Annotated in this window: 17 protein-coding genes; 4 read left to right on the forward strand and 13 right to left on the reverse strand. The window is 59.7% G+C overall.

The annotated features are described in order from the left end of the window. The first annotated feature begins 48 nt into the window (after nt 1–48). Nucleotides 49–1,047: an adenosine kinase gene (locus Mal65_RS04325; RefSeq protein ID WP_145294014.1), complete on the forward strand. Its 999-nt coding sequence runs from the start codon at nt 49–51 to the stop codon at nt 1,045–1,047. A 49-nt stretch (nt 1,048–1,096) separates the two neighbouring features. On the opposite strand, the gene Mal65_RS04330 is transcribed toward Mal65_RS04325, so the two are convergent. The 3 genes from Mal65_RS04330 to leuC form a co-directional block, all read right to left on the reverse strand. After that, nucleotides 1,097–2,485: a BNR repeat-containing protein gene (locus Mal65_RS04330; protein WP_145294017.1), complete on the reverse strand. Its 1,389-nt coding sequence runs from the start codon at nt 2,483–2,485 to the stop codon at nt 1,097–1,099. 7 nt (nt 2,486–2,492) lie between these two features. Beyond that, nucleotides 2,493–3,086, reverse strand: coding sequence for a 3-isopropylmalate dehydratase small subunit (gene leuD, locus Mal65_RS04335; RefSeq protein WP_145294019.1), 594 nt, complete (start codon nt 3,084–3,086; stop codon nt 2,493–2,495). A gap of 110 nt (nt 3,087–3,196) precedes the next feature. Beyond that, a complete protein-coding gene (gene leuC / locus Mal65_RS04340) occupies nt 3,197–4,618 on the reverse strand; it encodes a 3-isopropylmalate dehydratase large subunit (protein WP_145294023.1) in 1,422 nt (473 codons plus the stop codon). A 230-nt stretch (nt 4,619–4,848) separates the two neighbouring features. Between leuC and Mal65_RS04345 the strand changes: the two genes are divergently transcribed. From Mal65_RS04345 to Mal65_RS04355, 3 genes are all read left to right on the forward strand, one after another. Continuing rightward, on the forward strand, nt 4,849–5,784 hold the full coding sequence (locus Mal65_RS04345) for a hypothetical protein (protein ID WP_165701059.1): 936 nt from the start codon (nt 4,849–4,851) through the stop codon (nt 5,782–5,784). Then, nucleotides 5,781–6,632: a glycerophosphodiester phosphodiesterase family protein gene (locus Mal65_RS04350; protein WP_145294029.1), complete on the forward strand. Its 852-nt coding sequence runs from the start codon at nt 5,781–5,783 to the stop codon at nt 6,630–6,632. Before Mal65_RS04345 ends, Mal65_RS04350 begins: the two co-directional genes overlap by 4 nt. Before the next feature lie 458 nt (nt 6,633–7,090). Next, complete coding sequence (locus tag Mal65_RS04355; RefSeq protein ID WP_145294032.1) at nt 7,091–8,533, forward strand: trypsin-like peptidase domain-containing protein; 1,443 nt, start codon at nt 7,091–7,093, stop codon at nt 8,531–8,533. A gap of 239 nt (nt 8,534–8,772) precedes the next feature. Here the strand turns inward: Mal65_RS04355 and thrS are convergent, their stop codons facing one another. The 10 genes from thrS to carA form a co-directional block, all read right to left on the reverse strand. After that, a complete protein-coding gene (gene thrS, locus Mal65_RS04360) occupies nt 8,773–10,983 on the reverse strand; it encodes a threonine--tRNA ligase (RefSeq protein WP_145304646.1) in 2,211 nt (736 codons plus the stop codon). A 275-nt stretch (nt 10,984–11,258) separates the two neighbouring features. Then, nucleotides 11,259–12,590 carry an ABC transporter permease gene (locus Mal65_RS04365; protein WP_145294035.1) on the reverse strand — a complete coding sequence of 444 codons (1,332 nt, stop codon included), beginning with the start codon at nt 12,588–12,590 and terminating at the stop codon, nt 11,259–11,261. A gap of 24 nt (nt 12,591–12,614) precedes the next feature. Beyond that, a complete protein-coding gene (locus Mal65_RS04370; protein ID WP_145294037.1) occupies nt 12,615–13,448 on the reverse strand; it encodes an ABC transporter ATP-binding protein in 834 nt (277 codons plus the stop codon). Further along, nucleotides 13,445–15,211, reverse strand: a complete 1,767-nt coding sequence (locus Mal65_RS04375) for an HlyD family efflux transporter periplasmic adaptor subunit (protein ID WP_145304648.1) — start codon at nt 15,209–15,211, stop codon at nt 13,445–13,447. The genes Mal65_RS04370 and Mal65_RS04375 overlap by 4 nt, the downstream gene beginning before the upstream one ends. A gap of 486 nt (nt 15,212–15,697) precedes the next feature. Then, on the reverse strand, nt 15,698–17,098 hold the full coding sequence (locus Mal65_RS04380; protein ID WP_145294040.1) for a UTP--glucose-1-phosphate uridylyltransferase: 1,401 nt from the start codon (nt 17,096–17,098) through the stop codon (nt 15,698–15,700). Nucleotides 17,099–17,227: 129 nt separating this feature from the next. Next, on the reverse strand, nt 17,228–17,971 hold the full coding sequence (locus Mal65_RS04385; protein WP_196784555.1) for a lipoate--protein ligase family protein: 744 nt from the start codon (nt 17,969–17,971) through the stop codon (nt 17,228–17,230). A 4-nt stretch (nt 17,972–17,975) separates the two neighbouring features. Next, entirely contained in the window at nt 17,976–21,548 is a 3,573-nt protein-coding gene (locus tag Mal65_RS04390; RefSeq protein WP_174820131.1) for an FtsX-like permease family protein, read from the reverse strand. Nucleotides 21,549–21,635: 87 nt separating this feature from the next. After that, nucleotides 21,636–22,511: a 1,4-dihydroxy-6-naphtoate synthase gene (locus Mal65_RS04395; protein ID WP_145294044.1), complete on the reverse strand. Its 876-nt coding sequence runs from the start codon at nt 22,509–22,511 to the stop codon at nt 21,636–21,638. 113 nt (nt 22,512–22,624) lie between these two features. Continuing rightward, nucleotides 22,625–23,323, reverse strand: a complete 699-nt coding sequence (mqnB, locus tag Mal65_RS04400; protein WP_145294047.1) for a futalosine hydrolase — start codon at nt 23,321–23,323, stop codon at nt 22,625–22,627. Nucleotides 23,324–23,393: 70 nt separating this feature from the next. Continuing rightward, nucleotides 23,394–24,527 carry a glutamine-hydrolyzing carbamoyl-phosphate synthase small subunit gene (gene carA, locus Mal65_RS04405; RefSeq protein ID WP_145304652.1) on the reverse strand — a complete coding sequence of 378 codons (1,134 nt, stop codon included), beginning with the start codon at nt 24,525–24,527 and terminating at the stop codon, nt 23,394–23,396. Nucleotides 24,528–24,733 lie beyond the last annotated feature (206 nt).

Raw genomic sequence — 24,733 nt, forward strand, 5'->3', positions numbered from 1 at the left:
CGTGCCGGTTGGTGGAGCGTCCGGTCCGAAAACCCGATTGATTGTTTGATGACGAAGTACGACGTGTTCGCCCTGGGCAACGCCTTGGTCGACATCCAGGCCCGTGTCGGTGACGCGATTTTGTCCGAGCTGGAATTGGATAAGGGGGTCATGACGCTGGTCGACGATGACCGCCAAGCGGCCGTGTTGAAAGCGGTCGACGGGACGCCCCTGAATCGTTGCGCCGGCGGGTCGGCGGCCAACACCGTCGTGGCCTTGGCCGACTTTGGCGGGTCCGCCGCATTTCTGGGAAAGATCGGCCAGGATGAAATCGGCGACTTCTTTCTGGACGATATGCGGAAACTTGGCATTGGTATCGATGTCGAACCGACCGAAGGCGTGCGGACCGGTACCTGTGCGATCCTGATCACCGAGGATGCACAGCGAACGATGCTGACCAACCTTGGGGCTTCGGCGACGCTCAGCGACCAAGACGTCACCGATGACATGATTCGGCAATCCAAGTATGTCTATGTCGAAGGCTATTTGTTGCCCGGTGATGGCACCAAGCAGGCCGCTTACCGGACCATGGAATTGGCGAAACAGCACGGCGTCAAAGTCGCGTTTACCGCAAGTGATCCGTTTCTGGTGAACATGATCCGTGACGAGATTTGGGACTTGATCACCGGACCGGTCGATTTGTTCTTCTGCAACGAAGAAGAAGCCAAGAGTCTGACCGGTGAAGAGGATCCGATCGTCGCGGCGGGCAAGATTCATGAGCACTGTGAAAACGTCGCCCTGACGTTGGGACCGAAGGGTTCGATCATCATGCACGGTGGCGAAGCGTTTCCGATCGAAGGCGTTGTCGTCGACGCCGTTGATACCACCGGTGCCGGTGACATGTACGCCGGGGCGATGTTGTACGGCATCACCAGCGGCATGAATTGGCGTCAGGCCGGCCACCTGGCTTCCCACGCGGCGGCTCGCATCGTGTCGCAGATGGGCGCGCGACTGGGACAGAAATTCACCGCCGAAGAAATCGAAAGCTTCGGCAAGCTGCCCGTTTAGAACAAACGTAGAGGTGGTTGGGTTCCGCCCGACCTGTTCCTGATTCGGATCAATCCCGCGTCGCCGCGCGAACCAGTCGCACCAGTTGCAACTTGCTTGGCGGCGGCAGCGGGTCGGGCGGCCGACGGTCGTGATGCGACCCCAGGGTTTCCCAACGCAGTACATAGCGTTCGTCGGCATTAGGTGATGCGCCAATGTCGGTTGCCAAGCGATGTTGCATGCCGGGAAAGGCGATCCGCACTCGGCTAAGTGTTGGTGGAAATTCACGTTCAATCGTGACTTTCCGATCGACTGGACGCAGAGTTTCCGCATCCAAAACGATTCGGCCACTGCCGTGGTCTTGATGCTGGAACCCGACAACGATTGATTTTTCGTCGACCACCTTTGGTGTGGAGACTTTGATGCCGATGAACGGCATTGATCCACGACCGGCAAACAAAATGGGTTCGTCCCAATCGGTGATCGCATGTGACAGCCAGCGGTCCTTGCGAGGCGTCGCAACATACGCCTGCATGTGTCCATTGGCATCACGTTTGTGATACGCCAACAACGGTTGGTTTCCCCGGTCAAATGTCATCCGAATCCCGCTGTTAATGATCCCACCACCGGACGGAACTGGATCAACGACCGCAGCCGTCTGATCAGGGGTAAGGGGCAATCGCAGGGGTCGACCGTGGGCGGTTTCCCAGTGTTTCAAGTCCACGCTGCGTGCGTAGGAAAGGTCGTGGTTGGTCGCGCAATCGGGTGTGTCTCGCCAAACCCAGGACACATGAAAGTGGCCATCGGGCCCTTGGTCCGGTCCGATCGGATAGGCGTTGCATTGCCCCAATCCGTCGAACAGGGGAACGTCCAGAAACCGATGCCAGCGGCCGGTTTCGCTGTCGAATCGGTTGTACAAACGCCGCCCGTTGCCGCTGCCACCGGAACGATAGGTGTAAAGCAGGTTCCCGTTGGCATCCTGCAAAAAACGCGGATAGGTGCACCGATCTTCGTCTTCCCCGGTCATTGCCGCTGACCGCAGTGTTTGAATCTGACCGGGAACATCCGTGCGGAAGTAAATCAGTGGCACAGCGTGCATGTTGCCCGAAACGTGCAGGTTTCCCCGGTTATCAACCGCCATTGTGATGTAGTTATGACTGTCCCAGCCGACCTTGCTGGGTAAGACAACACGATCCCACTGGTTTTCGTCCAGGCGACGACACGCGACCACCATTTGATGGTCTTCGTTGTAATAGGCGACGTATTGATTCGTGCCGTTGGTCAGCAAACAAAAGCCGACTCGAAACGAGGCCGGCACGTCGTCGATTTCCCATGTCTGGGCAATCGACCACGTTTGGCCGGCGGTCTGTCCGCTGGCTTGGGTTTTTGGTTCGGCGGCGTCCGTGATGCTTACAAGTTGAAGAGCGGCTAACACCACCGCGACGAATCGTCCGAGCATAGCCGGATCACCAAGTCCGCGCGTTTTCGTAGGCCGTGATCTTTTCTTCGTGCTGCAAGGTTTGAGCGATATCGTCCAGGCCGTGCAACAGTTTGTGCCGGCGACTTTCGTCCACTTCGAACGAACGATCAAAGCCTTTGTTGTCGGTGATCGTTTGGTCTTCCAGGTTCACCGTCAATTGATACGGCGAATGAGCTTCGGTCCGCTGGAACAGTTCGTCCACATCGGCTTGGGGCAAGACGATCGGCAACAAACCGTTTTTGAAACAGTTGTTGAAGAAGATATCGGCGAACGAAGGCGCGATGACGCAACGGATGCCGTAATCGTCCAACGCCCAAACGGCGTGTTCGCGACTGCTGCCGCTGCCGAAGTTAGGTCCGGCGACCAAGATCGACGCGCCTTTGACGTTGACGCGGTTCAGTTCGAATTCCGGATTGGGGGTTTCGCCGTCGTCCAGATAACGCCAGTCATAAAACAAGAACTGGCCGAATCCCGTGCGTTCGATACGCTTCAGGAATTGTTTGGGGATGATCTGATCGGTGTCGACGTTGGCGCGATCCAGGGTCGCGACCACGCCGGTGTGGATGGTGAAGTTTTGCATGTCGGATCGGAAACGGTTGTGGTTGCGAACGATTGAAGCGGCGGAAGTTGCCGTGCTGGGCGAATCACGGCCCGGGCGAATGCGCGATCGGGCCGCTGTGGCATTTCGGCCTATCGATAATCCCATTGGCGGATGTCGACGAAATGACCTTCGACCGCTGCGGCGGCTGCCATCGCGGGGCTGACCAAGTGGGTCCGTCCGCCTTTGCCTTGCCGGCCTTCGAAATTCCGGTTGCTGGTGCTGGCGCATCGTTCGCCCGGTGACAGCTTGTCGGGGTTCATCGCCAGGCACATGCTGCAACCCGCTTCCCGCCAATCGAAGCCCGCTTCGCGGAAGATTTTGTCCAGGCCTTCTTTTTCGGCCTGAGTCTTCACCTGGCCGCTGCCCGGAACGACCATCGCGTTGACGCGATCGCTGCAGCGATGACCTTTGACGACCTCTGCCGCGGCACGCAGGTCTTCGATGCGGGCGTTGGTGCACGACCCGATGAAGACCCGATCGAGCGTCAGGTCGGTCATCGGCGTCTTGGCGGTCAGCCCCATGTACTGCAGTGCTTGGGCGGTTGATTTTTGTTCGACCGGATCGTCAAAGTCGGCCGGGTCGGGAATCGGATCGGTGATGCTGCGGACCTGGCCCGGGTTCGTTCCCCAGGTGACCTGTGGCTGGATGTCGGCACCTTGGTAAACGTTGGACCGATCGTAGGACGCACCGGGGTCGGTCACCAATTGGCGCCAACGCTGCACGGCGGCATCGAAGTCCTGCGGGACTTCGGGTTTGCCACGCAGGTATTCGAACGTGGTTTCGTCGGGAGCGATCATGCCGGCGCGGGCACCCGCTTCGATCGACATGTTGCACACCGTCATGCGTTCTTCCATCGAAAGAGCGCGGACGCAATCGCCGGTGTATTCCAAGACGTATCCCGTGCCGCCGGCGGTGCCGATTTGCCCGATCAGGTACAGGATCAAATCTTTAGCGGTCACGCCGCGGGCCAATTCGCCGTCGACCCGCAATTCGAACGTCTTGGGTTTGAATTGCAGCAACGTTTGGGTTGCCATCACGTGTTCGACTTCGCTGGTGCCGATGCCGAAGGCCAGTGCGCCGAAGGCCCCGTGGGTCGCCGTGTGGCTGTCGCCACAAACGATCGTCATGCCGGGCTGGGTGTAGCCGTTTTCCGGGCCGATGACGTGGACGATGCCTTGGCGGACGTCGCCGATGTCGAACAGGGTGACGCCGAAGTCTTGGCAGTTTTGACGCAGGGTTTCGATCTGCTTCTTGCTGATCGGATCGGCGATCGGCAGGCTGCGGTCGGTCGTCGGAACGTTGTGGTCCGGGGTGGCCAGCGTGCGTTCGGGGCGTCGGATTTTGCGGTTGTTGATCCGCAAGCCTTCGAACGCTTGGGGGCTGGTGACTTCGTGGACCAAGTGCAGGTCGATGTACAGAATTGCGGGACCGCTTTCCGGTTGGTGGACCACGTGCTGGTCCCAGATTTTGTCCAAAAGGGTCTGCGGTGTGGACGATGAGCCGTCGGGCATGGGTCGATGGTCGGTTCCGGGTGGAAAAACAGGAAGGATTCCCGCAACTGTCAACTGTCAGTGGCGGGATGTCAACGGCCGTTCGGACGGCCATTTTGGGTCAATCGGGACGCCGAGCGGTTTGCCGCGGCGTGGCGAGGTCGACAACAGCGGGCTCGACACCCCCAGCGGGCTTCTGCGATACACGCCCAAGCGTGGCCGACTGTCAGCGAAACAAGGAGTCCGATGCCGTGTCAGGATCACCGAATTCTGTGCCTAGCGACCGCTCGCGTGTCTCGGATCCGCCCGGCCGTGCTGTCAGGGGAAACCCGCTGACGACCTGGCTGAATCGTCGCCGCTTGGTCGCCTTGGCGGCCGCCTGGATCGCCGGGAATCGGCGTCTGTCGCTGGGCCAACAAGCGATCGATTCTTCGGTCGCCGGTTCACCCGCCGTGGTTTCGGACACCGAAGTCCGCGATTCGGTTCAGTGGTTGGTCAATTGGGGCCTGGGCCAATTGCCGCCCGTGTACCGAGGTGACAAGGATTGGGGACGCGTGAAGCGTGTCTGGGCCGGTGTCGACATGAAACTGGACGGGCTGAAGCTGCGGACCCATCGCAAGTGGCACGATCAGGAACACGGCCGCTGGTTCCGCTATGAAATCTTTTCACCTGGACAGACCGACCGGCCCGCTTGGGCCCGCGACCACCGCCCGGGATCACGGTTGCCCGTTCAGATCGAGGTCCGGTCGTTAAGACAAGAAGAAAAACGGTGGTGGATTGATGTGGTTGCATCGGCGCCACTGGATTTCACGGCACAATTGCAGCGCTGGAATCTGGGCGTCAAATGGTACAGCTTGACCACGCATGGCAACATGCAGGTCCGTATTGATGCGACCATGGGCGTTGATTTCGCGACCGACTACACCGAACTTCCGCCGGCCCTGGTGATCGCACCGCATGTGGCGGCCGCGAAGCTGACACTGGTTTCGTTTGACCTGCATCGGGTCAGCCACGTCGGCGGCGAAGTGGCCGAGGAAATCGGGACGGTCGTCGAACGGAATTTGAAGCGATTCTGGCTGGACAAACTGAACGAGAAACTTGCCGACAAGCTGAACCGGTCGATCGACAAACACCGTGACGACCTGCGGTTTTCCTTGGCGGACTATTGGAAACGCTGGACCCCATGATCTTTGACACGACGATTTTGTGCCGCCCCGCCGTGGCGTGTTTGCGATTCGCCCTGCCGATCACGCTTGCCTTTGTGACTGTTCATCCGACCATTGCTGAAACACCGTTGGTGATCGCCCATCGCGGCGCATCGGCCGACGCCCCTGAAAATACGCTGCCCGCATTCGAATTGGCATTCGAACAACAGGCTGATGGTGTCGAAGGCGATTTCTATCTGACCATCGACGGACAAATCGTCTGTCACCACGACAAGGACACCGAGCGGACCGGCGGCAAGAAGTTGGTCGTCAAGGATTGCACGCTGGACCAACTGCGCGGCCTGGAATACGGCCAATGGAAAGCACCCGAGTTTCGCGGGACGGTCATCCCGACTTTCCAACAGGTCTATCAAAGCGTGCCGGAAGGCAAGCGTTTTGTGATCGAGCTGAAGGTCGGTCCCGAAATCGTTGCTCCGCTGAAAGCCGAATTGGACCGCCTGCATCACGGCCAGATCGATTTGTTGATCATCGCGTTCCAGGCAGACACGGTCGCCAAGTGCAAGGAACTGTTGCCCCAGATCCCCGTTCATTGGCTGACCAGTTTTCGTCAGGGAGACGACGGTGTTGTTCGACCCACCGCGGCACAGATCGCGCAAACCGTGCAAGAAACGTCGGCCGACGGTGTGGGCATGCACGGCAAACGCGACGTCATTGATGACGCCTTCATCGCAGAGCTTCGTCGCGGAGGCTGCGACGATTTTCACGTCTGGACGATCGACGATCCGGCCGATGCGCAGTACTTCGCCCGGCTCGGGGCATCAGGGGTGACGACCAACGTCCCCGCGGTGGTCGGCCCCGCCGTTCGCTAGAGGGTCGTTCGCTAAAGGGCCGTCGCCGGCGAAATCAAATCTTAGGGTCCGCGGGGCGTGCTTTCGCCCCGCTTGGCGGTCCTGTTACCGGAGGGCCAGTTTCCCGTCGGTGGGCGTCTCTTTGCAGGCGGACTGTGTGACCGACGCGGTTGAATCAAAGTGCCCTGATTCGCCCGAAATATCCGCCCCGTGGCCGTTCATAGCCACCCTTTTGGACCCGTCGTCGCGGCTTCGTTGTTAAGCCTGGTAAACCTTGCGGGGCACTCTGAGCGGCATCAAGCGTCTGAGCGGAATGTACCGATGCAAAGGCCCGTGACGGGGATGTCGGCTGAGCCGGATTCTCCATCACGCGATTTTGCCGGCCGGCGGGAAACCCCGTAGGTCGGCCGAAGCCGGGCCGCAGGTCTGGTCTTCGGGCGGACATTCAATGAGGCTGCATGCGGTAGGTGCGGGGATCTATGCGATTGACCACAAAGCTGTCCCTGGCACGGCGGATTGCCATTGGCATGATCCTCGCGTCGACCACGTCGATCGTGTCATCGGTGGGCGCCCCGGCCGGCCTGGAAACACAGCGGTCCTGTCATGCTGCCGAAGAAGAATCGATTTCTGACGCACGGATGACGCCCACGGTCCGCGCGATCCGTCGCGCTTCACCGGCGGTGGTCAATATCCATGGCCAAAAGACCGTTCGTACGACCGCGGCCGGCATGGTCGGGGCCAACAGCCAGGATTCGTTCCGGCAAGTCAACGGCATGGGCACCGGCGTCGTCGTTGACCCCCGTGGTTACGTGATCACCAACTATCACGTGGTCGAAGACGTCAACGACATTCGCGTGACGTTACAAGACGGCACCAACACGCACGCCGACTTGATTGCTTCGCACGTTCGCAATGACTTGGCGTTGATCAAGGTCCACACCGACAAACCGTTGCCGACCATTCCGCGTGGCACCAGCGAAGACCTGATGGTCGGTGAAACTGTGATTGCCATCGGTAACGCGTTTGGGTACTACCACACATGTACCCAAGGCATCATCAGCGCCCTGCACCGCGATGTTCCGGTCAACGAGACCCAGGACTACGTCGATCTGATTCAAATCAGTGCCGGCATCAACCCGGGTAATTCCGGTGGGCCGTTGTTGAACATCGATGGCGAAATCATCGGAGTCAACGTCGCCGTTCGTGTGGGTGCGTCACAGATCGCGTTCACCTTGCCGATCGACCAAGTCGTCGAAACGGTGACCGAAATGATCAAGCAGCACAATGCTCAGCGTGTTGCCCTTGGAATTCGAACCGACGGCGGACCCCGCGATGGCGATGGAGTCACCGTCACCGATGTCACCGCCAGCAGCCCTGCCGCACGGGAAGGACTGAAGCCGGGCGACCGCGTGGTCCGCGTCGGTTCAACCAAGGTCGACGATCAACTGGATTATGTGCTGGCCGTCTTGGGATCCGAGCCTGGGGAATCGATTCAAATCGAAGTCCAGCGTGAAGGCCAAGACATGATGTTTGCTTTGGACCAGTCGGGACGGTCGATCGCCAAGCCCCAGACGACCGAAGAACTGGCCTGGAGCGTGATCGGCATCCAAGCCAAGCCGATGGCGGCATCATCGATGCAGCAGCTGAATCGCCGCTTGGGAACCAGTTACGGCGGCGGCCTGTATATCACTCGGGTGCGTCCCGGTTCCCCGGCTGCCGAACAAAGCATCGCCTCGGGTGACATCCTGTTGGGCATTCACGAGTGGCAAACCGCACGGCTGAAAGACTTGGCCGACATCTTGCGACACCCGGAAATGCAGCCCGGACCGCGTGCGAAATTCTACATCGTTCGCCGCAATCAAACGCTTTACGGTCACCTGCAGCTGGCCGCACAAAACGGTCGCAGCACGGCGACGCGATAAGGCCGGTCGATCCGGTGCCGCGGGAATCCCGGGGCAAGCCGAATCGCAACGTGTGTGTCCCAATCCCCGCCACGTCCGCCAAGCGGGCAATCGTGGGTGTTACGGATGCACCGACCGCGACGTGTGCCCGACACACACATCGACTTGCTGACCCAGCCGGGATACCGACGCGGCATCGGATTGTGACGCCGAATCGGTTCTGCAAATCGGATTCGCTTGATCAAGACTGACGCGATCGATCAATACTCGTGACCGGTCTGGCCCGAATCAACGGCGACCGCCGGGACGCCGGATTGAACCGCTTGTCGGACGACCCGATCTTTGACTTCTTGGGTCAATCTTGCGATCGCTTCGGCGACCGGCATCGTTCCCAGTTCGCCGTCGATCCGGTCACGCAGCGCGACCTTGCCCGCTTCGGCTTCTTTGGGCCCGACAACGGCCATGTAATTGACCAGGTCCAATTGGGCGTTGCGAATCTTCGCCTGGATCTTTCCGTCGTTGTTGTCGACGGTCACACGCAGCCCCGCGTCGTCGAACTGTTTGGCGACCGCGACCGCGTATTCGGCGGACTTGTCGCTTAGCGGCAAGACGCGGATCTGTTCGGGCGACAACCACATCGGGAACGCGCCGGCAAAGTGTTCGATCAACATGCCAGTGAATCGTTCCAGCGAACCGAACGGTGCACGGTGGATCATGACCGGTCGGTGGGCGGCATTGTCGCTGCCGTTATATTCCAGCTTGAATCGCTCGGGCAGGTTGTAATCCAGTTGGACCGTGCCCAGTTGCCACGACCTGCCGATACAGTCGCTGACCATGAAGTCGGCTTTGGGTCCGTAGAAAGCGGCTTCGCCGGGCTGTTCGTTGAAGTTCACTTCGGACTGTTCCAACACGCCACGAAGCGCCGCTTCGGCACGATCCCAGTTTTCTTCCGAACCGACGTACTTGCTGCTGTCGGGATCGCGGAGTGACAACTGGATGCGGTAATTGTCCAAGCCAACGGACTTCAGCACGAACTTGGTCAAATCGATCGTCGCACGGAATTCGGCTTCGACTTGGTCCGGCGTGCAGAAGATGTGCGCGTCGTCTTGGGTCAATCCGCGGACCCGCAACAGCCCGTTCAGTTCGCCCGTTTGTTCGTGCCGGTAAACGGTACCGAATTCGAACAGCCGCAGCGGCAGTTGGCGATAGGAACGCGGCTGTGCGGCGAAAATGTGACAGTGGTGGGGGCAATTCATCGGTTTCAACAGATACCGTTCATGCTCCACTTGCCAGCGATGCAACACCTCGCGTTTCTTGTCCGCCGACATCGACGGCTTGTAATCGGGCAACTTGACGCCGAACACTTCGGCCGCGGCGATCAATTTGTCTTCGCCGTCGGCATCGATTTCGCCACGTTCCAGCCGTTCGCTCCACGCGTCCAGCATGCCGCCGACTTCGCTGCCGAACAGCGGTGCAAATTGGCTGTCGCGATAATAGGGAAAGTGACCGCTGGTTTCGTACAAGTCCACGCGACCGATGTGCGGGCTGTACACCGGATCGTAGCCACGGCTGAGCAGTTCCTTGCGCAGGAAGTCTTCCAACGCGACACGCACGCGAGCCCCCTTGGGCAGCCACAGACAAAGCCCTTGGCCGACCTCGGGATTGATCGCGAACAACCCGTGCTGTTTGCCCAGCACGCGGTGGTCGCGGCGTTTGGCTTCTTCCAGTTGTTCCAGGTAGTGCTTCAGTTCCTTTTTGTCAAAGAACGCGGTGCCGTACAAACGTTGCAGCTGTCGTCCCGACGCGTCGCCTTTCCAGTACGCGCCGGCGACACTCATCAGCTTGATTGCTTTGATCTTGCCCGCATTGGGAATGTGAGGCCCACGGCACAAGTCGACGAATTCGCCCTGGCGATAGAAACTGACCGTCGATTGGTCGGCCAATCCGGTGTCGATGTGCTCGACTTTCAGATCTTGGCCCAGACTTTCACAAAGCGAACGGGCTTCGTCGCGCGGCAGGATGAACCGTTCAAAGGGTTCCTTTTCCTTGATGATCTTTTTGATTTCGGCTTCGATCTTGGGAAAATCATCCTCGCTGATTTTCTCGGGCAGATCGAAGTCGTAATAAAAGCCTCCGGACGTCGTCGGGCCGAACGCCAGCGAGACGCCTTTGTACAAACGCATCACGGCCCGCGCCATCACGTGTGCGGCACTGTGGCGCAGAACGTCCAGTGCCGATGCGTCGCGTGAGGTCAACAGTTTCAGGGGCACCGGCGAATCGTCATCGGCAAAGTCACCCAAAGGCCGGTCCGCGTCGATGATACGGCCATCGATTTCCGCGGCAATCACGCTGCGCGCCAGCCCCTCACTGATTCCCAAAGCCACGTCCATCGCGGTCGTTTCGGTCGGCTGCGTCAGCAGTTTGCCGTCGGGAAGTTGAATTTGAATGTTGGAAGCGGAAGCCGTGCTCATGGAATTGGGGGCCGGTTGGGTGGTCATCGAATCTGTCCGCGCGTTACGGGGGCGCGGATCACCAGAAAGGATGATGATTCGGCGCGGCCAGCGTCAATCCCGTTGCGGCAACCTTCATCCAATGCCAAGACGACTGACGACACGATGCCGCGTGCGACGGCGATGAACAAGCCGCAACATCGTCGTTTCAACGCATGATCGGTCCCACGCCACCATCGATGACCCATTGGACGGCCGACCGGTTCGCACGATCAGGACGTGCGTGCGGAAATCCCTTACTCGTGACGCAGGGCGTCGATCGGGTTCATTTTGGCTGCCCGGATCGCCGGGTACAGCCCGCTGACCAGGCCGACCAACACGGCGATGGCCACCGCGATCGGGATGGTCGCGTAAACGATCGTCGGTTCCGCTTCGCGAATCGCATCGGGCAACGCCGCAAACTGGTCGGGGAAACTGCGACTGACGACGTAGATAAACCCGCGATACATCAGCGGTCCGGCAAAGCCCAGCAAAATACCCAGGAACGCACCGGCAAAGGACAGGACGATCGTTTCGATCAAGAATTGTTGGACGATGTCACGCTGCTTCGCACCCAAAGCGCGGCGGATCCCGATTTCGCGGGTCCGCTCGGTGACGCTGGCCAGCATGATGTTCATGATCCCGATACCGCCGACGATCAGCGAAATACAGGCGATCAAGATCCCGATTCCCAGGAACATCAAACGCAGGTTGCGGGCCTGTTCCAGCAATTCCTTGGGGACCACCGTCGCCACGTCGTCCATTTCGTCGTGGGTTTCACCGATGATGGATTTGACCATGGCCGCGGAAGCTTCCACCTGTTCCAGACGCTCCACCTGCAGTGTGATCTGGTTCAGCTCCATGATTTCGATTTCGAACTGACCGCCACGCCGCGAAACGACCGTGTCCCCGATCCGTCGCCGGACCGTTTCGATGGGGACGTAGATGTCTTTGGAAAAGTCTTGGGAATCCAGGCTGCCGCCGATGGCCGCGGATGCTTCACGGTGTTCCAGCACGCCGACGATGCGGTAGTAATCGGTGTGTTCGGGAATGTAGATCCGCTTACCCAGCGGTTCTTCGTACGGGAACAACTTCTCGGCGACACCGGCGCTGATCACGCACACCGTGTCGGCCTTGACGCGATCGGCATCGGTCAGAAATCGGCCGCCCCGCTCGCGAATCACCAAGTGATTGACATCGGAATAGTTCGGGGTGCACCCCACCAAGCGTCCGTCGACGGTGCGATCGCCATAAATGAATTGGCGACGAATTTCACGGATCGGTGTCGCCTGGGTGATGGTGGGAACCATCGAAAGAACGCGATCCAGGTCACTGCGCAAAAGCCCATAATCGGCGGCACGCTGACCCGCCATTTTTTCGGCGGGCGGTTTGACGCTGCGGATGATGATGGTGTTGGCACCCAGCGATTCGATCTGGCGTTGGACTTGATCACTGGCGCCTTGGCTGATCGCGGTCAGCACGATCACGGCCCAGACCCCGATCAGGATGCCCAGCATCGTCAGGCCGGTTCGCAGCGGGTGCAGCATCAACGTTTTGATGCCCAGGCGAAGCGTTCGGATCCATTGCATGGCGGATGACTCTTGGCCAGACGACTAGTGTTCGCGTTGTTTCAACAGTTCGACATTGGCACGCTGGCGATCACGCGCCTGTTGCCGATGTTCTTCGGAATTGTCCGTGTCGCTATGCAGCATTCCGTCTTTCAAGCGAATCACCCGCCGTGCACGATCGGCCACATCGTCTTCGTGCGTGACCATGATGATGGTCCGACCTTCCTTGTTCAGCTCTTCGAACAGCGTCAAGATTTCTTCGGTCGTGATCGAGTCCAAGTTACCGGTGGATTCATCGGCCAGGACAAAATAGGGATCGTTGACCAAACTGCGGGCGATGGCCACACGCTGTTGCTGACCCCCGGAAAGCTGGTTGGGGCGGTGATCCAACCGATCCGCCAGCCCAACCCGCTCGGCCAACTCGATCGAACGATCACGTTCCTTGGCACCGATGCGCCCCTGGTAAAACAGCGGCACCTGGATGTTTTCGACCACCGTCAATTGTTGGATCAAGTTGTACGACTGGAACACGAACCCGATCCGTTCACTGCGGATTTCCGCCAGCTGGTCGTCGGTCATTGTGGAAATATCGTCGTCACCCAACAGCAGGCTGCCGTTGGTCGGTTTGTCCAGGCAACCGAGCAGATTCAACAGCGTAGACTTGCCGCTACCCGACGGTCCCATGATGGCAACGTAATCGCCTTCGGGGACGTCAAACGAAACCCCGCGTAGCGCACGGACGGTTTCGCTTTTCAGCACGTATTCCTTGGTCAGGTCGCGGATCGACGTGGCCAGTCGCCGTGGGGCGTCGGCGGATTTGCCGGACGCACTGACGGGGCCCGGCTCGGTCGTCGTCCCGTATGCATCGCTCAAGCTCACTGCGGGCCTCCTCCGCTGCCCATGGTCGCACGCAGGCCTTTGGTCAGTTCGGCGCGAGTCACAACGCCGTCACCGTCCGCATCGGCGGATTCCAAACGGCTGCGGAATCGACCGTCGACCGCTTGGATTTCCTCAGCCGACAGCTGACCGTCGCCGTCGGTGTCGTTGCGTTCCATGCTGCGGGTGACAATCGTGTTGATGTCGGGGGCACCACCGCCGCCGGGACCACCCGCACCGGGACCGCCACCGCCAGGTCCACCAGGCCCGCCCGTACCAGGGCCACCTGGACCACCGGACCCGCCGGCGCGCGGGCCGCTAGGACCATCGAAATCGCCCTTTCGGGCGGCGTCTTCGTCACGCAGTTCTTTCAGGTCGCTGTTGTCCTCGGCTGTCAGCTCCGGCAAATCCATCAGGTTCAAGTGTTCGCGAAGGTTCAGCACGACGATTTCGTTTTCTTCCAGCCCGCTGTTGATGCTGGCCATGGTGTCGTTGGTCGCGTTGACATCGACCTGGCGAGTTTCGAAATCCATTTCGCCGGTCTTCACCAGCGAATACATTTCGCCACCATGTTCGTAGAGACCTTGGATCGGAATCTGCAACGCATCGTCCAGTTGTTCCACGAAGATCTGGGCTTCGGCGGTCATGCCGGTTCGGATGTTGTCCGGCGGATCGATGATTTTGACGATGGTCGCGTATTCTTTGACGCTGCTGCTGAACCAGCTACCGGGTTCGGCATACCGGTTGACCTTGGTCACGACGCCACGCAAATCGGTCCCCGGCAGGGCATCGATGCGGATTCGCACGGGCATGCCGGCTTGGATCAAGGTGATGCGAGATTCATTGACCGTGCATTTGATCTGCATTTGTGTGGGGTCGGGCAGATTGATCAACGCTTGGCGTTCGCGAACGTTGGCCCCCGCTTCGACGACGAATTCGGCGTTACCACCGCGGCTGCTGAACTTGTTGGCGTGCACGACGACGCCGTCGGCCGGAGCGTACATGACGCAGCCGTCCAGTTGCTTTTGTAGGTCGTTGTACTCGCGTTCCTTCTCCATCAAATCGCTTCGCGCGGCGCCAAGGGTGGCCTCCGCGGCTTCGATATCGCTGTCGAACTGGACCAGCATTTTTTGGCGAGTCAGGTTTTGCAGCACGCGAAGCCGACCCTCGGCGGCTTCCAGCTGGTTCCTGGCATTGGCGACGGCAAACTTGTCAGCTTCCAGTTGCAGCGATTTGACCAATCCCTTGGCGACCAGTCGCTCGCTGGACTGCAAAGCCAGTTGGGCCTTTCGCAGTTCTTGTTCGGCGACCGCCATCTCGCTCTTAATCGCTCGTTCTTCGGTCTTGAAGACACCTTCCAGGTATTCTTGCCGGGCGATTTTGGCTTGTTCCACCGCGGCTTCCGCCGTCGCGACACTGGCTTCGGCGGTGATCACCGAGATCTTGGAGGCGTTCAGCAATTCTTCGATCGATGACGAATCCAGTTCGACCAGCTTGTCGCCCTTCTTGACCCGTGCACCTTCGTCGATCACCCACAAAATCGGTGTCCCGCCGGTGCCGCGAGATTTGACTTCGCAAATGACTTCGATGTTGCTGCTGCTTTCGATTTCGCCCTGCTCCAATACGACGTGATCGAAACTGCCGCGACTGACGGGCGTTGTGATCAGATCATCCAGGGAGATCGTCTTTTCCGCGCCAAAGTAGAACTTGTAACTCAGAAACCCTGACACGCCGACAAGGACCAGCAACACGACAACTGCGGTCATCAGACCGCCGCGTCGCGAATCGGCCAATCGACGTGTCGCAAGTACGGGAGCGACGACCCGTGGGCGGATCAGCGGCATGACAGTGGCGGGGGCAGGAGGAGGGGGAAGGACCAAGTAAACCGAGCCGTAAGTGTTCAAACACCTCCGTGCTCATTTGGTTTCGCCGTTTCTGCGTCATTTTGTCGGGGCGAAAAGCCCGCATCGGGCGAACCCAACGATCTTAGTCGAAACGGGCGGCCCCGATACAACCACTTCTGCGCCAAATCGACCAAGCGATCCGGTCGATCGAGCGTTCGGCGGCAGTTTGTATCAATCATGACCGACCCGGCGGGGGCGTCGCACCGGAATGATGCTGCCCCTGTTGCACCGGGAACCCAGCCTCGGAGCAGTCCGGCCAAATCTGGCGACCGGCGGCTTTAGAGAAATCACCGACAAAGCGAGGCTGCCGACGTGGCGGTTTTGCCAAAACGCCAAAGCCAAACCAGCTTAGTCCCGAGTCAAGAATTGGTCGCCGTCGATGCTGCCCAAGTCGGCGGCCGAGTCTCGGATTTGATCGGCGTCCAGCGCAAAGCTTGGCGAAATCTCCACCGTCGCATCGTCGGCAACGCTGACGCCGGCCTGTCGCAGCCAGCGTTTGTGCAGGTCCGAAATCGCCCGACGAGCCAAGCTGGGCGTGTCGTTTTCAGCACCTTCGGCGTTCTTGACCGGTGCGAATGCATCGGCCGGGACGACTTCGACCACGATCCCGCGACGGGCCTGTGGCAACAAGTCGAAGATAAACTTTTCAAACTTGATCGCGTTGGGCGAATTAGGTTTGACCATTTGGCCAGATTCGTCCAAGTAAGGAACCTTCTTGTTGGCCCGGTGAAACGGCAACGCTTCGGCCGATTCGCTGGCACGACGCAGGAAGTCGACGTTGAAAACGTGAACGGCAATGCTGCCCGCCCACAATCGCAACGAGCCGTCGTCGTTGGTCGCTTCTGCGGCTTCGTCGGGCAAGTCGCTGTATTCGATGATCTGCATGCGGTCACCGACCTGGACCACGTTGCCCACGCGTTCGGTCGGGTAACGTTTGCGAACCACTTGGCTGGTCAGTTCGCTATCGGCCAGCAAATGATGGCCGATGAACGTCGGATCCATCAGTTGAATCAATGGATTGTCGACTTGGAAATAGAACAGGTACTGCACGCCACGTTTTTCCATGTCGTCCAGCGATCCGCTGCGTGCCAGCGCGGCCACCGTCCCGCCGTGACCGTCCGGGCTGAGCGCCAAGCTGCCGGGCGATGCCAGCAACAACTTGCCCGATTCAGCGTCAACCGCCGGCATGGTGCCTTGCTTGAAGATTCGAACCGAATCACGAGACAGTCCCAAGTAATCGTTGTCTTCGAAATACTGTCGCGTCGCCGCATCGGTCGCTTCGCTGGTCATCACATACCAGGGGATCGTCACGTCATAGCGTTTGGATGTCGCGGCGATGCGGTCGGCAAAAACTTGGAACAGCGTCCGATTGCTTAACGGGCCGACCGGAAACATACCTTTGGGTTTATCGAAACCTAAGCGGGTGCCCTGGCCGCCGGCAACGACGATTGCGGCCAGCTTGCCTTCGCGGATCGCTTGTTCGCCGGCCCCGCGGGCATCGTCGGTCGACCAATCGACACCGGACCCGTCGGCACCCACCGCCGGTGGCGGATCTGAATTTTTTGCGATCGCCGCAAAGTCCGGCTTTTCGTCTTCGTCAGCAACCAGCTTGGAAAGCAAGGACAGGTCAATGTCCTGAATCTGTTCGGCTAGCTGTGCCTTGCCGGCATCATCCAGTTCGTCCCAGTGCCGCAGGATGTGTTGCTGGTCGAATGCTTCCAGGGCGGCGGTCAGTTGCGTTTTGTCCATCGGGCTGCGCTAAGGGGTCAACAAGAATGGGAAGAAGACAAGGTCGAAACATTCATCCGGCGACATCCTGTCGAACCGACGATGCGAATCAATCCGGGGCCCAGACGCTGCAGGTTGCATCGGTTGCCGTTAATGCCGTTGATGCCAGGCGTCCGAATCGTATCGTTCGCGACGCAGCTGGTCGGTCATGGCGACGCGTGGGTCGGATGAATCGTCGGTTGCAACGGTCAGCGATTGGTGTGCCGAAAACTCGTTGGCCAAATCTTCGGCTAATCGGGATGGTTCGCAAGGGACGTTGGTGATGAACTGGCGGTGTCGGCGACCCTGGCGATATTCGGGCTGGCGTGGTGCGACGGCCAGGCATGAGGCGATCTGGTCCAGATCCGCAGCGTGCAAAATCGTCCCGTGGTACAGCAAGTGACCACGGGTGATTCGCAGGCTGTTTCCCGAAAACTTCTTATTTTGCCACGTCAGGTCACAGATGCCTTGCCACTGGGCGTCGGGTTGCTGTCGCTGCACAGCGGTCAAAACACGGCGGATCACGTATTCATGGGCCGCGTCGACATGCCGCAGATGCGGATGTTCTTCCAGACTGATGACCACGCTGTACATCAAACATCCCGCGCCGCCGACCACCGACGCACCGCCGGTGACACGCCGCAGCACCGGGATGTTCTGGCGATCACAGTATCCATGATCCACCTCGACGGCCCATTTCGACGACCGCCCCAAAACCACCACCGGGCGATCGAACTGCCATGTCCGCAACGCGGGCGGATGCCGCGAAGCATCCGCCAGATTCAAGACGGCTTCGTCCATCGCTAGTTGGCCGCGCGGGCAAAGCGGTGGCCCCGTCAAACACAATCGAATCACAGCGTCATGATCCTCGCAACGCATCCAACAGCGGCATGCGAATCACGCGTACCACCGCCATCAGTCCGGCCAGACTGCCCAAAATCAGGATCGCGATGACGATCACGATCGGGCCGACAATCGGCGGCGTTAATCCGCTAAGGATTCCGTACGGCAAAACGGCCAAAGCGGCACACAGGCCTCCGCAGCCCAGCCCGATCAACAGCAACGTCACCGTTTCGGTCATGACCAATCGGGCCAACTTTCCACGCGGAAAACCGAGAGCCCCCAATACAGCCAGTTCGCGTCGTCGTTCCAGAACGCTCCGCAACTGTGCCACCGCCAAACCAATGGTTCCCAGCAATAACCCCAAGCCGCCCAGGCTTTGAAACGTGCTGAGGTAAGTGTTTTGAACGGCCAACAAGCCCGCCAAGACGGACCTCGTCGATGACAGGTCCATCCCCAAGTCGCCCAAACGGTTCTCCAAAATGGCGGATACTTCGGCGACGTCCTCCCCATCGGGGACACGAACCAGATAGCTGGAATAACCACTGACATCGGGGAACAAGCGTTGGAAGTTTGCTTCGCCGATCATCAGTTTTCCCTGCAAGACTGAGTTGCTTAGCAGTCCGACGACGCGGAAATGGACGTCCGTGTTGTCATAGTCGAACGACCGGACTTCGCCCACGCCGCCCCGCATCTGCAGACTCCACATCGCGGTGCCTTGATCCAAAATCACCGGGATCGGATCGTCCTCCGTACCAGTTGCCGCTTCGTTCAGCAGCGTCCAAGGGCTGGCGTCGTCTTTTACCCCGTCGTGACCGGCCCATGCAAAGCGAGTGCTTGCACCGGAGCTTTCGGACGTTCCGGCGGTGACCGTGGTTCCGAAGTCTTCGGGTAATCCCAAAATCGTGGGTTGCGTGGCCTGGTACAGGTTGTTGCAACTGGCATCCTGTCCGCGACGCTGACGCATCGCCACGATGTCGACATCGGCCAACCGGTCGATGTCTTGCCCGAACCAGTTCTGTCGAACTTCCACCAAGTTGATGTCGCGGTAAAGCGGTTGGGCGGATGTCCCGATCAGATCAAATCCGCCGGTGCCCTCGTCGGTCGGACGCAGCTGAAAGGCTGACATGGCGATGATCAAAAACGTCGCCGTCGCCATCAAACCGATCGTCAATGTGCTGCGCAGCGGGTTTCGGCCGACGCTGCGGGTGGCCAGGGCGGTCAGGCCGCCGGGCCCCGGCGTGATACCTGCCGCGGCTGATGAATTTTCGCCGGCGGACGAAAAGCGAAAATGCGAATAGACCGCGGCCAGTGCGGCCAACAACAACAGCATCCCCGCACCAACAAAACCACCGGCCGCCGCGGTCCCGCCGGCGGTCAAACCGCCAATCGATGCCGCGATTGCCGCCAAGACACAGCCGATCACCAGGTAGCGGATCCAACGTCTGGTGGAAGACGATGCGTCGGCGTGAAGCAAATCGGACGCCTGGTCCCGCCCGCGAAGTAGGTCGGTCGCGGGGATTCGACTCAGACTGCGGACCGACAACCAAAGCGTTGCAGCGGAGACGGCGAAGCCGGATATCCCGCCGAGCGCAAGGCTGGTCGGTGTCCAATCGAAGTGCAGAAACGGAACCGTCACCGCGCCCACCCATGCCGTGCGTAGCCCCCAAAGGACCAGCCAGGCGTACGCGAAGCCGCCCGCGATTCCGATCAGCACGCCCATCGCTGCGACCAGCAAGCCTTCGCCCAAGATCAGACGAGAGACTTGGGGTTGCTGCCAACCGACGGCCAACAGAGTTCCCAATTCTTTCAAGCGTTCGCCCAGGCCCAAGCGGAACAACATCGCGATCAACATCAATGCGGCGGCGATGACGAAAAAACTGAGCGACAAAAACAATGCGTCAAACGGTGTCGTGCCGTGAGATGCACTCAACTGTTCGCTGCGGATCGGAATCGGCCGCCATCCGACCCGGTCGGCGACTTTCAGAACAGCCGCATCAATGCGGGATTTCAATTCCGGTTCACTTAGCGGCGGGGCGGTCGCGATTCGCAGGCTGGTGGTCTTACCGAATCGGCTGGCGAAGTAACGTCGACCGACGTTCAACGGGATAAACGCCTTGGGGGTCAGACGGTGTTCGTTCCAGTAGGTGTCGTCCTCCGGTTCAATCTTTCGTTCCAGCTCGAATGGCAAATCCCAATCGCTGATTGATTCTTGGTCGGTCACACCAGGGACGGTCGGCGTCAGGTCCGGGTCGTTGTACACGGTCGGTGGTTCGTCATACGCCGCGTCACGATTGCGGCGGTACGGTCGCGACGGACGCGTGATCGGGACGATCTGTGTCACCACCGCCGGAAAATAACGCTCCACTTCACGACCGCGATCGACCTCCGGTTCGTAGTAAGCGATCCGCAAACGATCTCCGACCTTCGCGTTCAGTCGGTCGGCGGCCCAGTCATTAATGACAATCGGCGACGGTCGTGAATCCGTCGTCGTGTCGCTGTTTTCCGGCCCCGATGCGGTCGTGCCCGTTTCGTTTTTGTAATCCAGCGGCAACGAATCGGTCGAGTCAATTGCCGTGATGATGCTGTAGGGAACCGACGCGACGACATTGCCTGCGTCATCCAGCTTTTCAATCGCATTGGCCAGATACGTCATCACCGGCGTTGCCGCGCCCGGGATAGCGTCGGTGACGGCGTTGACGATCACGTCATCGATCAACAACTGCTCGCTGGTCAGCGAATCGTATTGAAAAGCCGGTTCCGCATCGGGGTCGGCGTTTTGAGGCCGGATCGCGGTGACGCGTGAAAGCTTCAGACCCAGGTCACCCAGATCCAAACTCAAATCGTCTCGTGTCAGAGGTTGGGGGGATAGCAACAGATTGGCGGCGCCCCGCCGGTCAAGGACGTCCGCGATCAATTCGCGTTTCAGGTAGGCGCACAGCGGCGTGGTCTGGCTGGCCGACAAAGAAAAACGGCCCAGTCCGCGGTTGTCGACGATCGCGGCAACCGTCATGCGTGGCAGTCCTTCGGTTTCGGATTCGCGTCGGCCCAGTGGACTGTCGGCGGGGACGGCACTTTCAATGGGCAGCCGAATCGTGATCTGATCGCCCACACCGACCCCCAGTTCATCGGCGCAGGCACGGTTCAGTACCACGGACTGGTCGTCGGGATTGGTCTCCGGTGCATCGGATGGTTCGCCTAGCTGCCAAAACGATGGCGTGATGCCAAGGATTTGAACGGATCCGCTGCGGCGTGTCGGTCCATCATCGGACGGTTGCGATTCCGCGACGCCGGCCGGGAACAGAAAGACTGCTTGGGCGCCGATCGGCGAATCAACGACTTCATCGGCGGTAAAGAAGTGACCTGGCGACACAATGGTGTCGATCGAACCCAGTCGCTGCAGCGTCAACGCACGCAGACTGCCACGCATCGAATCGCCGACCAGCAATGCACCCACGATGACCGCCGTTGCGATGGCCACACCCAACGCCAAAGCGATCGAAACACGGCCGCGATACCACAGCGATGCCAAACGCATGTGCCACACACCAAGGCCGGTCTTGCCGGACGGGACCAAGGCGGTTGTGTTCATGGCGGCGGGTTCGTGTTGATGGTGCAGATGACAAAATGGCGATGACGCGGCCGATCGAGTTTGCCCGATCAAGCGATTGCCACAAGGCTAGTCTTTTGCGGGCAGCGCCGGCCGGGCGTCGGTGGATTCGAACACTTCGATCGGAGGGGCGTCGTGGCCAACGATACCGGATCGGCGGGCCAAGGTCGAAAGGGTGGCCAGGGCTTGGCGACCGACCGTCCCCAAGTCCACGGTCCAGTCGTTGACATACAAATCGACGTGCTGCATCAGGACCGCGTCATCGAATTCCTGGGCATGACGACGCATGGTCGGCAGCGTTTCGTCGCGATGGGAAAGCCCCCAACCGATGGAATCGGCAATGCAAGCTTGGATCCGCCCCGTCAATTCGTCATCCAGAGACCGCCTGGCCACCAATCCGCCCAGAGGCAACGGGCACTTCGTTTCGCGTTCCCAGCGTTGTCCCAGGTCTTCCACTAGGTGCAGCCCTTCGTTTTGCCAGGTGAACCGGCCCTCGTGGATACAGACGCCGAAATCCGCTTTCCCCGACTTCAGGTCCGGCATGATTTGGGAAAAGACGACATGGTCGATCTGTGTCGTCGATGGATAAAAAATCCGAATCAACAGTGTCGCGGTCGTATCGATTCCCGGGCACAGTGTCCGCTGTGACGAATCGCGGGGAACGGCACCGTCCCGCGCAGCCAACAACAGCGGGCCGACACCAAATCCCAGCGCCGAACCCGACGGCAAGACCCGCAATTGATCCGCCAATAACAACGCGGCATGAAAGCTGGTTTTGACGACATCAAAGCGTCCCGCCCGCAAAGCGTCGTTCAGTTGTTGGATGTCCAGCAGTTCAAAATGAAAATCCAGGCCTCGAGTGTCCACCAAGTTCCGCATCAACGCGTCGAATGCGAACGTGTCGTTCGGACATGTTGAAATGCCGATGTGGATGGGGTGGCCCATGTTGTTTTGAACGGTTGGCGGGTGCGAGATGTGTGGGCGGCAAGCGTCACAAAAAGCCGCGTGACCATTTCAAGCGGCTGACCTGGCTTTGCTTCGAACGACGTGCGGCCGACTTAGACGTTTGATTCTATGCCCGCGATCAGCTCGGCAACACGACGGGCCGCCACCTGCATCGCGGGACCGGTCTGCCAGGTACGGATGTCGCGGTTTCCGACGGGATTGCTGATCCCACGCACGATCGTCAGTGGAACCTGGCTGACCCGACAAGCGACCGCGACGGCGAATCCTTCCATGTCTTCGGCGACTGCGTCCGGGTAAGTGTTCCGCCGCCACCGGGCGTGATCCGGGGATGACGATGCCGCGGTTACCGACAGAAGTGTTTTTTTTTCGCCCATCGTTCGGGCGTCCGCATCGGGCACGACCAAATCCAGTCGGTCGGTGACGGCCGAGCCATCCATTTCCAGGTGCGGCCATCCCATCTGATCTGCCGACCAGAACTGATCGGGGGCCGCGGCCATGTCGATGCCCGCACCGATGCCGTGGCAGGTTACGCGACGAAAGACGACCGCATCGCCGACCTTGATCGCCGGATAATTGGCGTCCGTTTCCGTGATGAACCCGCCGGCCAAGCCGACCAGGAAGACATGGTCGGGCGTTTGTTCGGCCAACAGTCGCATCGCGCCGATGCCCGCGGCGGCCAAGCCGAAACCACAGATGGCGGTGGTGAAATCACGTCCCGCTGAATGACGGATGGCCGGCCAATCGACCATCCGATATTCCGCCGACGTGGGCACCAGGACCAGGATGCTCATTCAGACAGACTCCGCGGTCGGAACCGCGACAACGTGGGACGATCGACGGCGGTGGATCACCAGGCCAGGCTCAGGCCGGCGATCCGCTCAGGCTGGATTGAAATCGTTCGAACAGATAGTGGCTGTCGTGCGGCCCCGAGGATGCTTCGGGGTGATATTGCACACTGAATGCCGGCAATGTCTTGTGTCGAACGCCGGCAATGGTGTCATCGTTCAAATGCCGGTGAGTGATTTCCAGGCAATCCGGCAACGATTTTTCGTCCACCGCAAAGCCGTGGTTTTGTGTCGTGATCTCGACTTTGCCGGTCGTCAGATCCAGCACCGGTTGGTTCACACCACGGTGTCCGAATTTCAGCTTGTACGTTTGGGCGCCACAAGCCAGCGAAAGCAATTGGTGTCCCAAGCAAATGCCGAACACCGGCATCTTGTCGACCAATTCCGAAATCGTTTGTTTCGCATACGACAGCGGTTCCGGATCGCCCGGTCCGTTGGAAATGAACAGCCCATCCGGCTTGAGTGCCAAAATTTCATCGGCTGACACATCACCACGGACGATGGTCACGCGGTTGCCGCGGGAACGCAGGTGCCGCGGGATGTTCCACTTCATGCCAAAGTCCATGCAGACCACGTGCGGTTGGTCGCCCGATGGTTGCTGGCCGGCTTCATCGACGGTGATCCATTCGTGCAGTTGGTCGTCCCACTGGACCCCTTGTGCGGGCATCACGGTTTTGGCCAAGTCACGGCCGACCAGGCTTTCGCTGGCCTTGGCTTTGGCGACCAAGCTGGCGTCGTCCAGATCGGTGGTCGACAGAACGCCTCGCATGGCACCTTCGATTCGAATGCGACGAACCAAGGCGCGGGTATCGATCCCGCTGATGCCGATGATGTTGTTCTGTTTCAAGAAATCCGACAGCGCCGCTTCGCTGCGATAATTGCTGTGGATTCGGCTTTCGGATCGAATGACGAATCCCGACAACGACGGACGGTGATGTTCGACGTCGACCGTGTTGGTGCCGTAGTTGCCGATTTCCGGATACGTCATCGTGACGATCTGGCCGGCATAGCTGGGGTCGGTCAGGATTTCCTGGTACCCCGTCATTGCGGTGTTGAAAACGACTTCACCGGTGACTTCGCCTTCGGCTCCGAAGGCTTGGCCGGGGAACACGGAACCGTCTTCCAAGGCCAGTTTGGCGGTGATCGGCATGCAATAGCTCTCGCGTGGGATCTCTCGATTTTGTTCAGACGCGGCCACGGTCTCGTATCGCACCGTGGCCCGGCGCGTACTGATATCACGTTCTAACAGACAATCGCGATTTATCGAAGGATCGCGGCCGGTGGTTGGGACGCGAATGTGGCAAAAACGTTCGCGCCCGAACCGGTGGCCCACGACGAACCGCTCTAGCGGCCGAT

Origin of the sequence: Crateriforma conspicua (genome assembly GCF_007752935.1) — a bacterium.
GTDB classification, from domain to species: domain Bacteria; phylum Planctomycetota; class Planctomycetia; order Pirellulales; family Pirellulaceae; genus Crateriforma; species Crateriforma conspicua.

Bases quoted from the DNA above. Each gene is read 5' to 3' on its own strand.
- Mal65_RS04325 (WP_145294014.1), top strand. From the start codon at position 49: ATGACGAAGTACGACGTGTTCGCCCTGGGCAACGCCTTGGTCGACATC.
- Mal65_RS04330 (WP_145294017.1), bottom strand. From the start codon at position 2,485: ATGCTCGGACGATTCGTCGCGGTGGTGTTAGCCGCTCTTCAACTTGTA.
- leuD (WP_145294019.1), bottom strand. From the start codon at position 3,086: ATGCAAAACTTCACCATCCACACCGGCGTGGTCGCGACCCTGGATCGC.
- leuC (WP_145294023.1), bottom strand. From the start codon at position 4,618: ATGCCCGACGGCTCATCGTCCACACCGCAGACCCTTTTGGACAAAATC.
- Mal65_RS04350 (WP_145294029.1), top strand. From the start codon at position 5,781: ATGATCTTTGACACGACGATTTTGTGCCGCCCCGCCGTGGCGTGTTTG.
- Mal65_RS04355 (WP_145294032.1), top strand. From the start codon at position 7,091: ATGCGATTGACCACAAAGCTGTCCCTGGCACGGCGGATTGCCATTGGC.
- thrS (WP_145304646.1), bottom strand. From the start codon at position 10,983: ATGAGCACGGCTTCCGCTTCCAACATTCAAATTCAACTTCCCGACGGC.
- Mal65_RS04365 (WP_145294035.1), bottom strand. From the start codon at position 12,590: ATGCAATGGATCCGAACGCTTCGCCTGGGCATCAAAACGTTGATGCTG.
- Mal65_RS04375 (WP_145304648.1), bottom strand. From the start codon at position 15,211: ATGACCGCAGTTGTCGTGTTGCTGGTCCTTGTCGGCGTGTCAGGGTTT.
- Mal65_RS04380 (WP_145294040.1), bottom strand. From the start codon at position 17,098: ATGGACAAAACGCAACTGACCGCCGCCCTGGAAGCATTCGACCAGCAA.
- Mal65_RS04390 (WP_174820131.1), bottom strand. From the start codon at position 21,548: ATGAACACAACCGCCTTGGTCCCGTCCGGCAAGACCGGCCTTGGTGTG.
- Mal65_RS04395 (WP_145294044.1), bottom strand. From the start codon at position 22,511: ATGGGCCACCCCATCCACATCGGCATTTCAACATGTCCGAACGACACG.
- mqnB (WP_145294047.1), bottom strand. From the start codon at position 23,323: ATGAGCATCCTGGTCCTGGTGCCCACGTCGGCGGAATATCGGATGGTC.
- carA (WP_145304652.1), bottom strand. From the start codon at position 24,527: ATGCCGATCACCGCCAAACTGGCCTTGGAAGACGGTTCCGTGTTCCCC.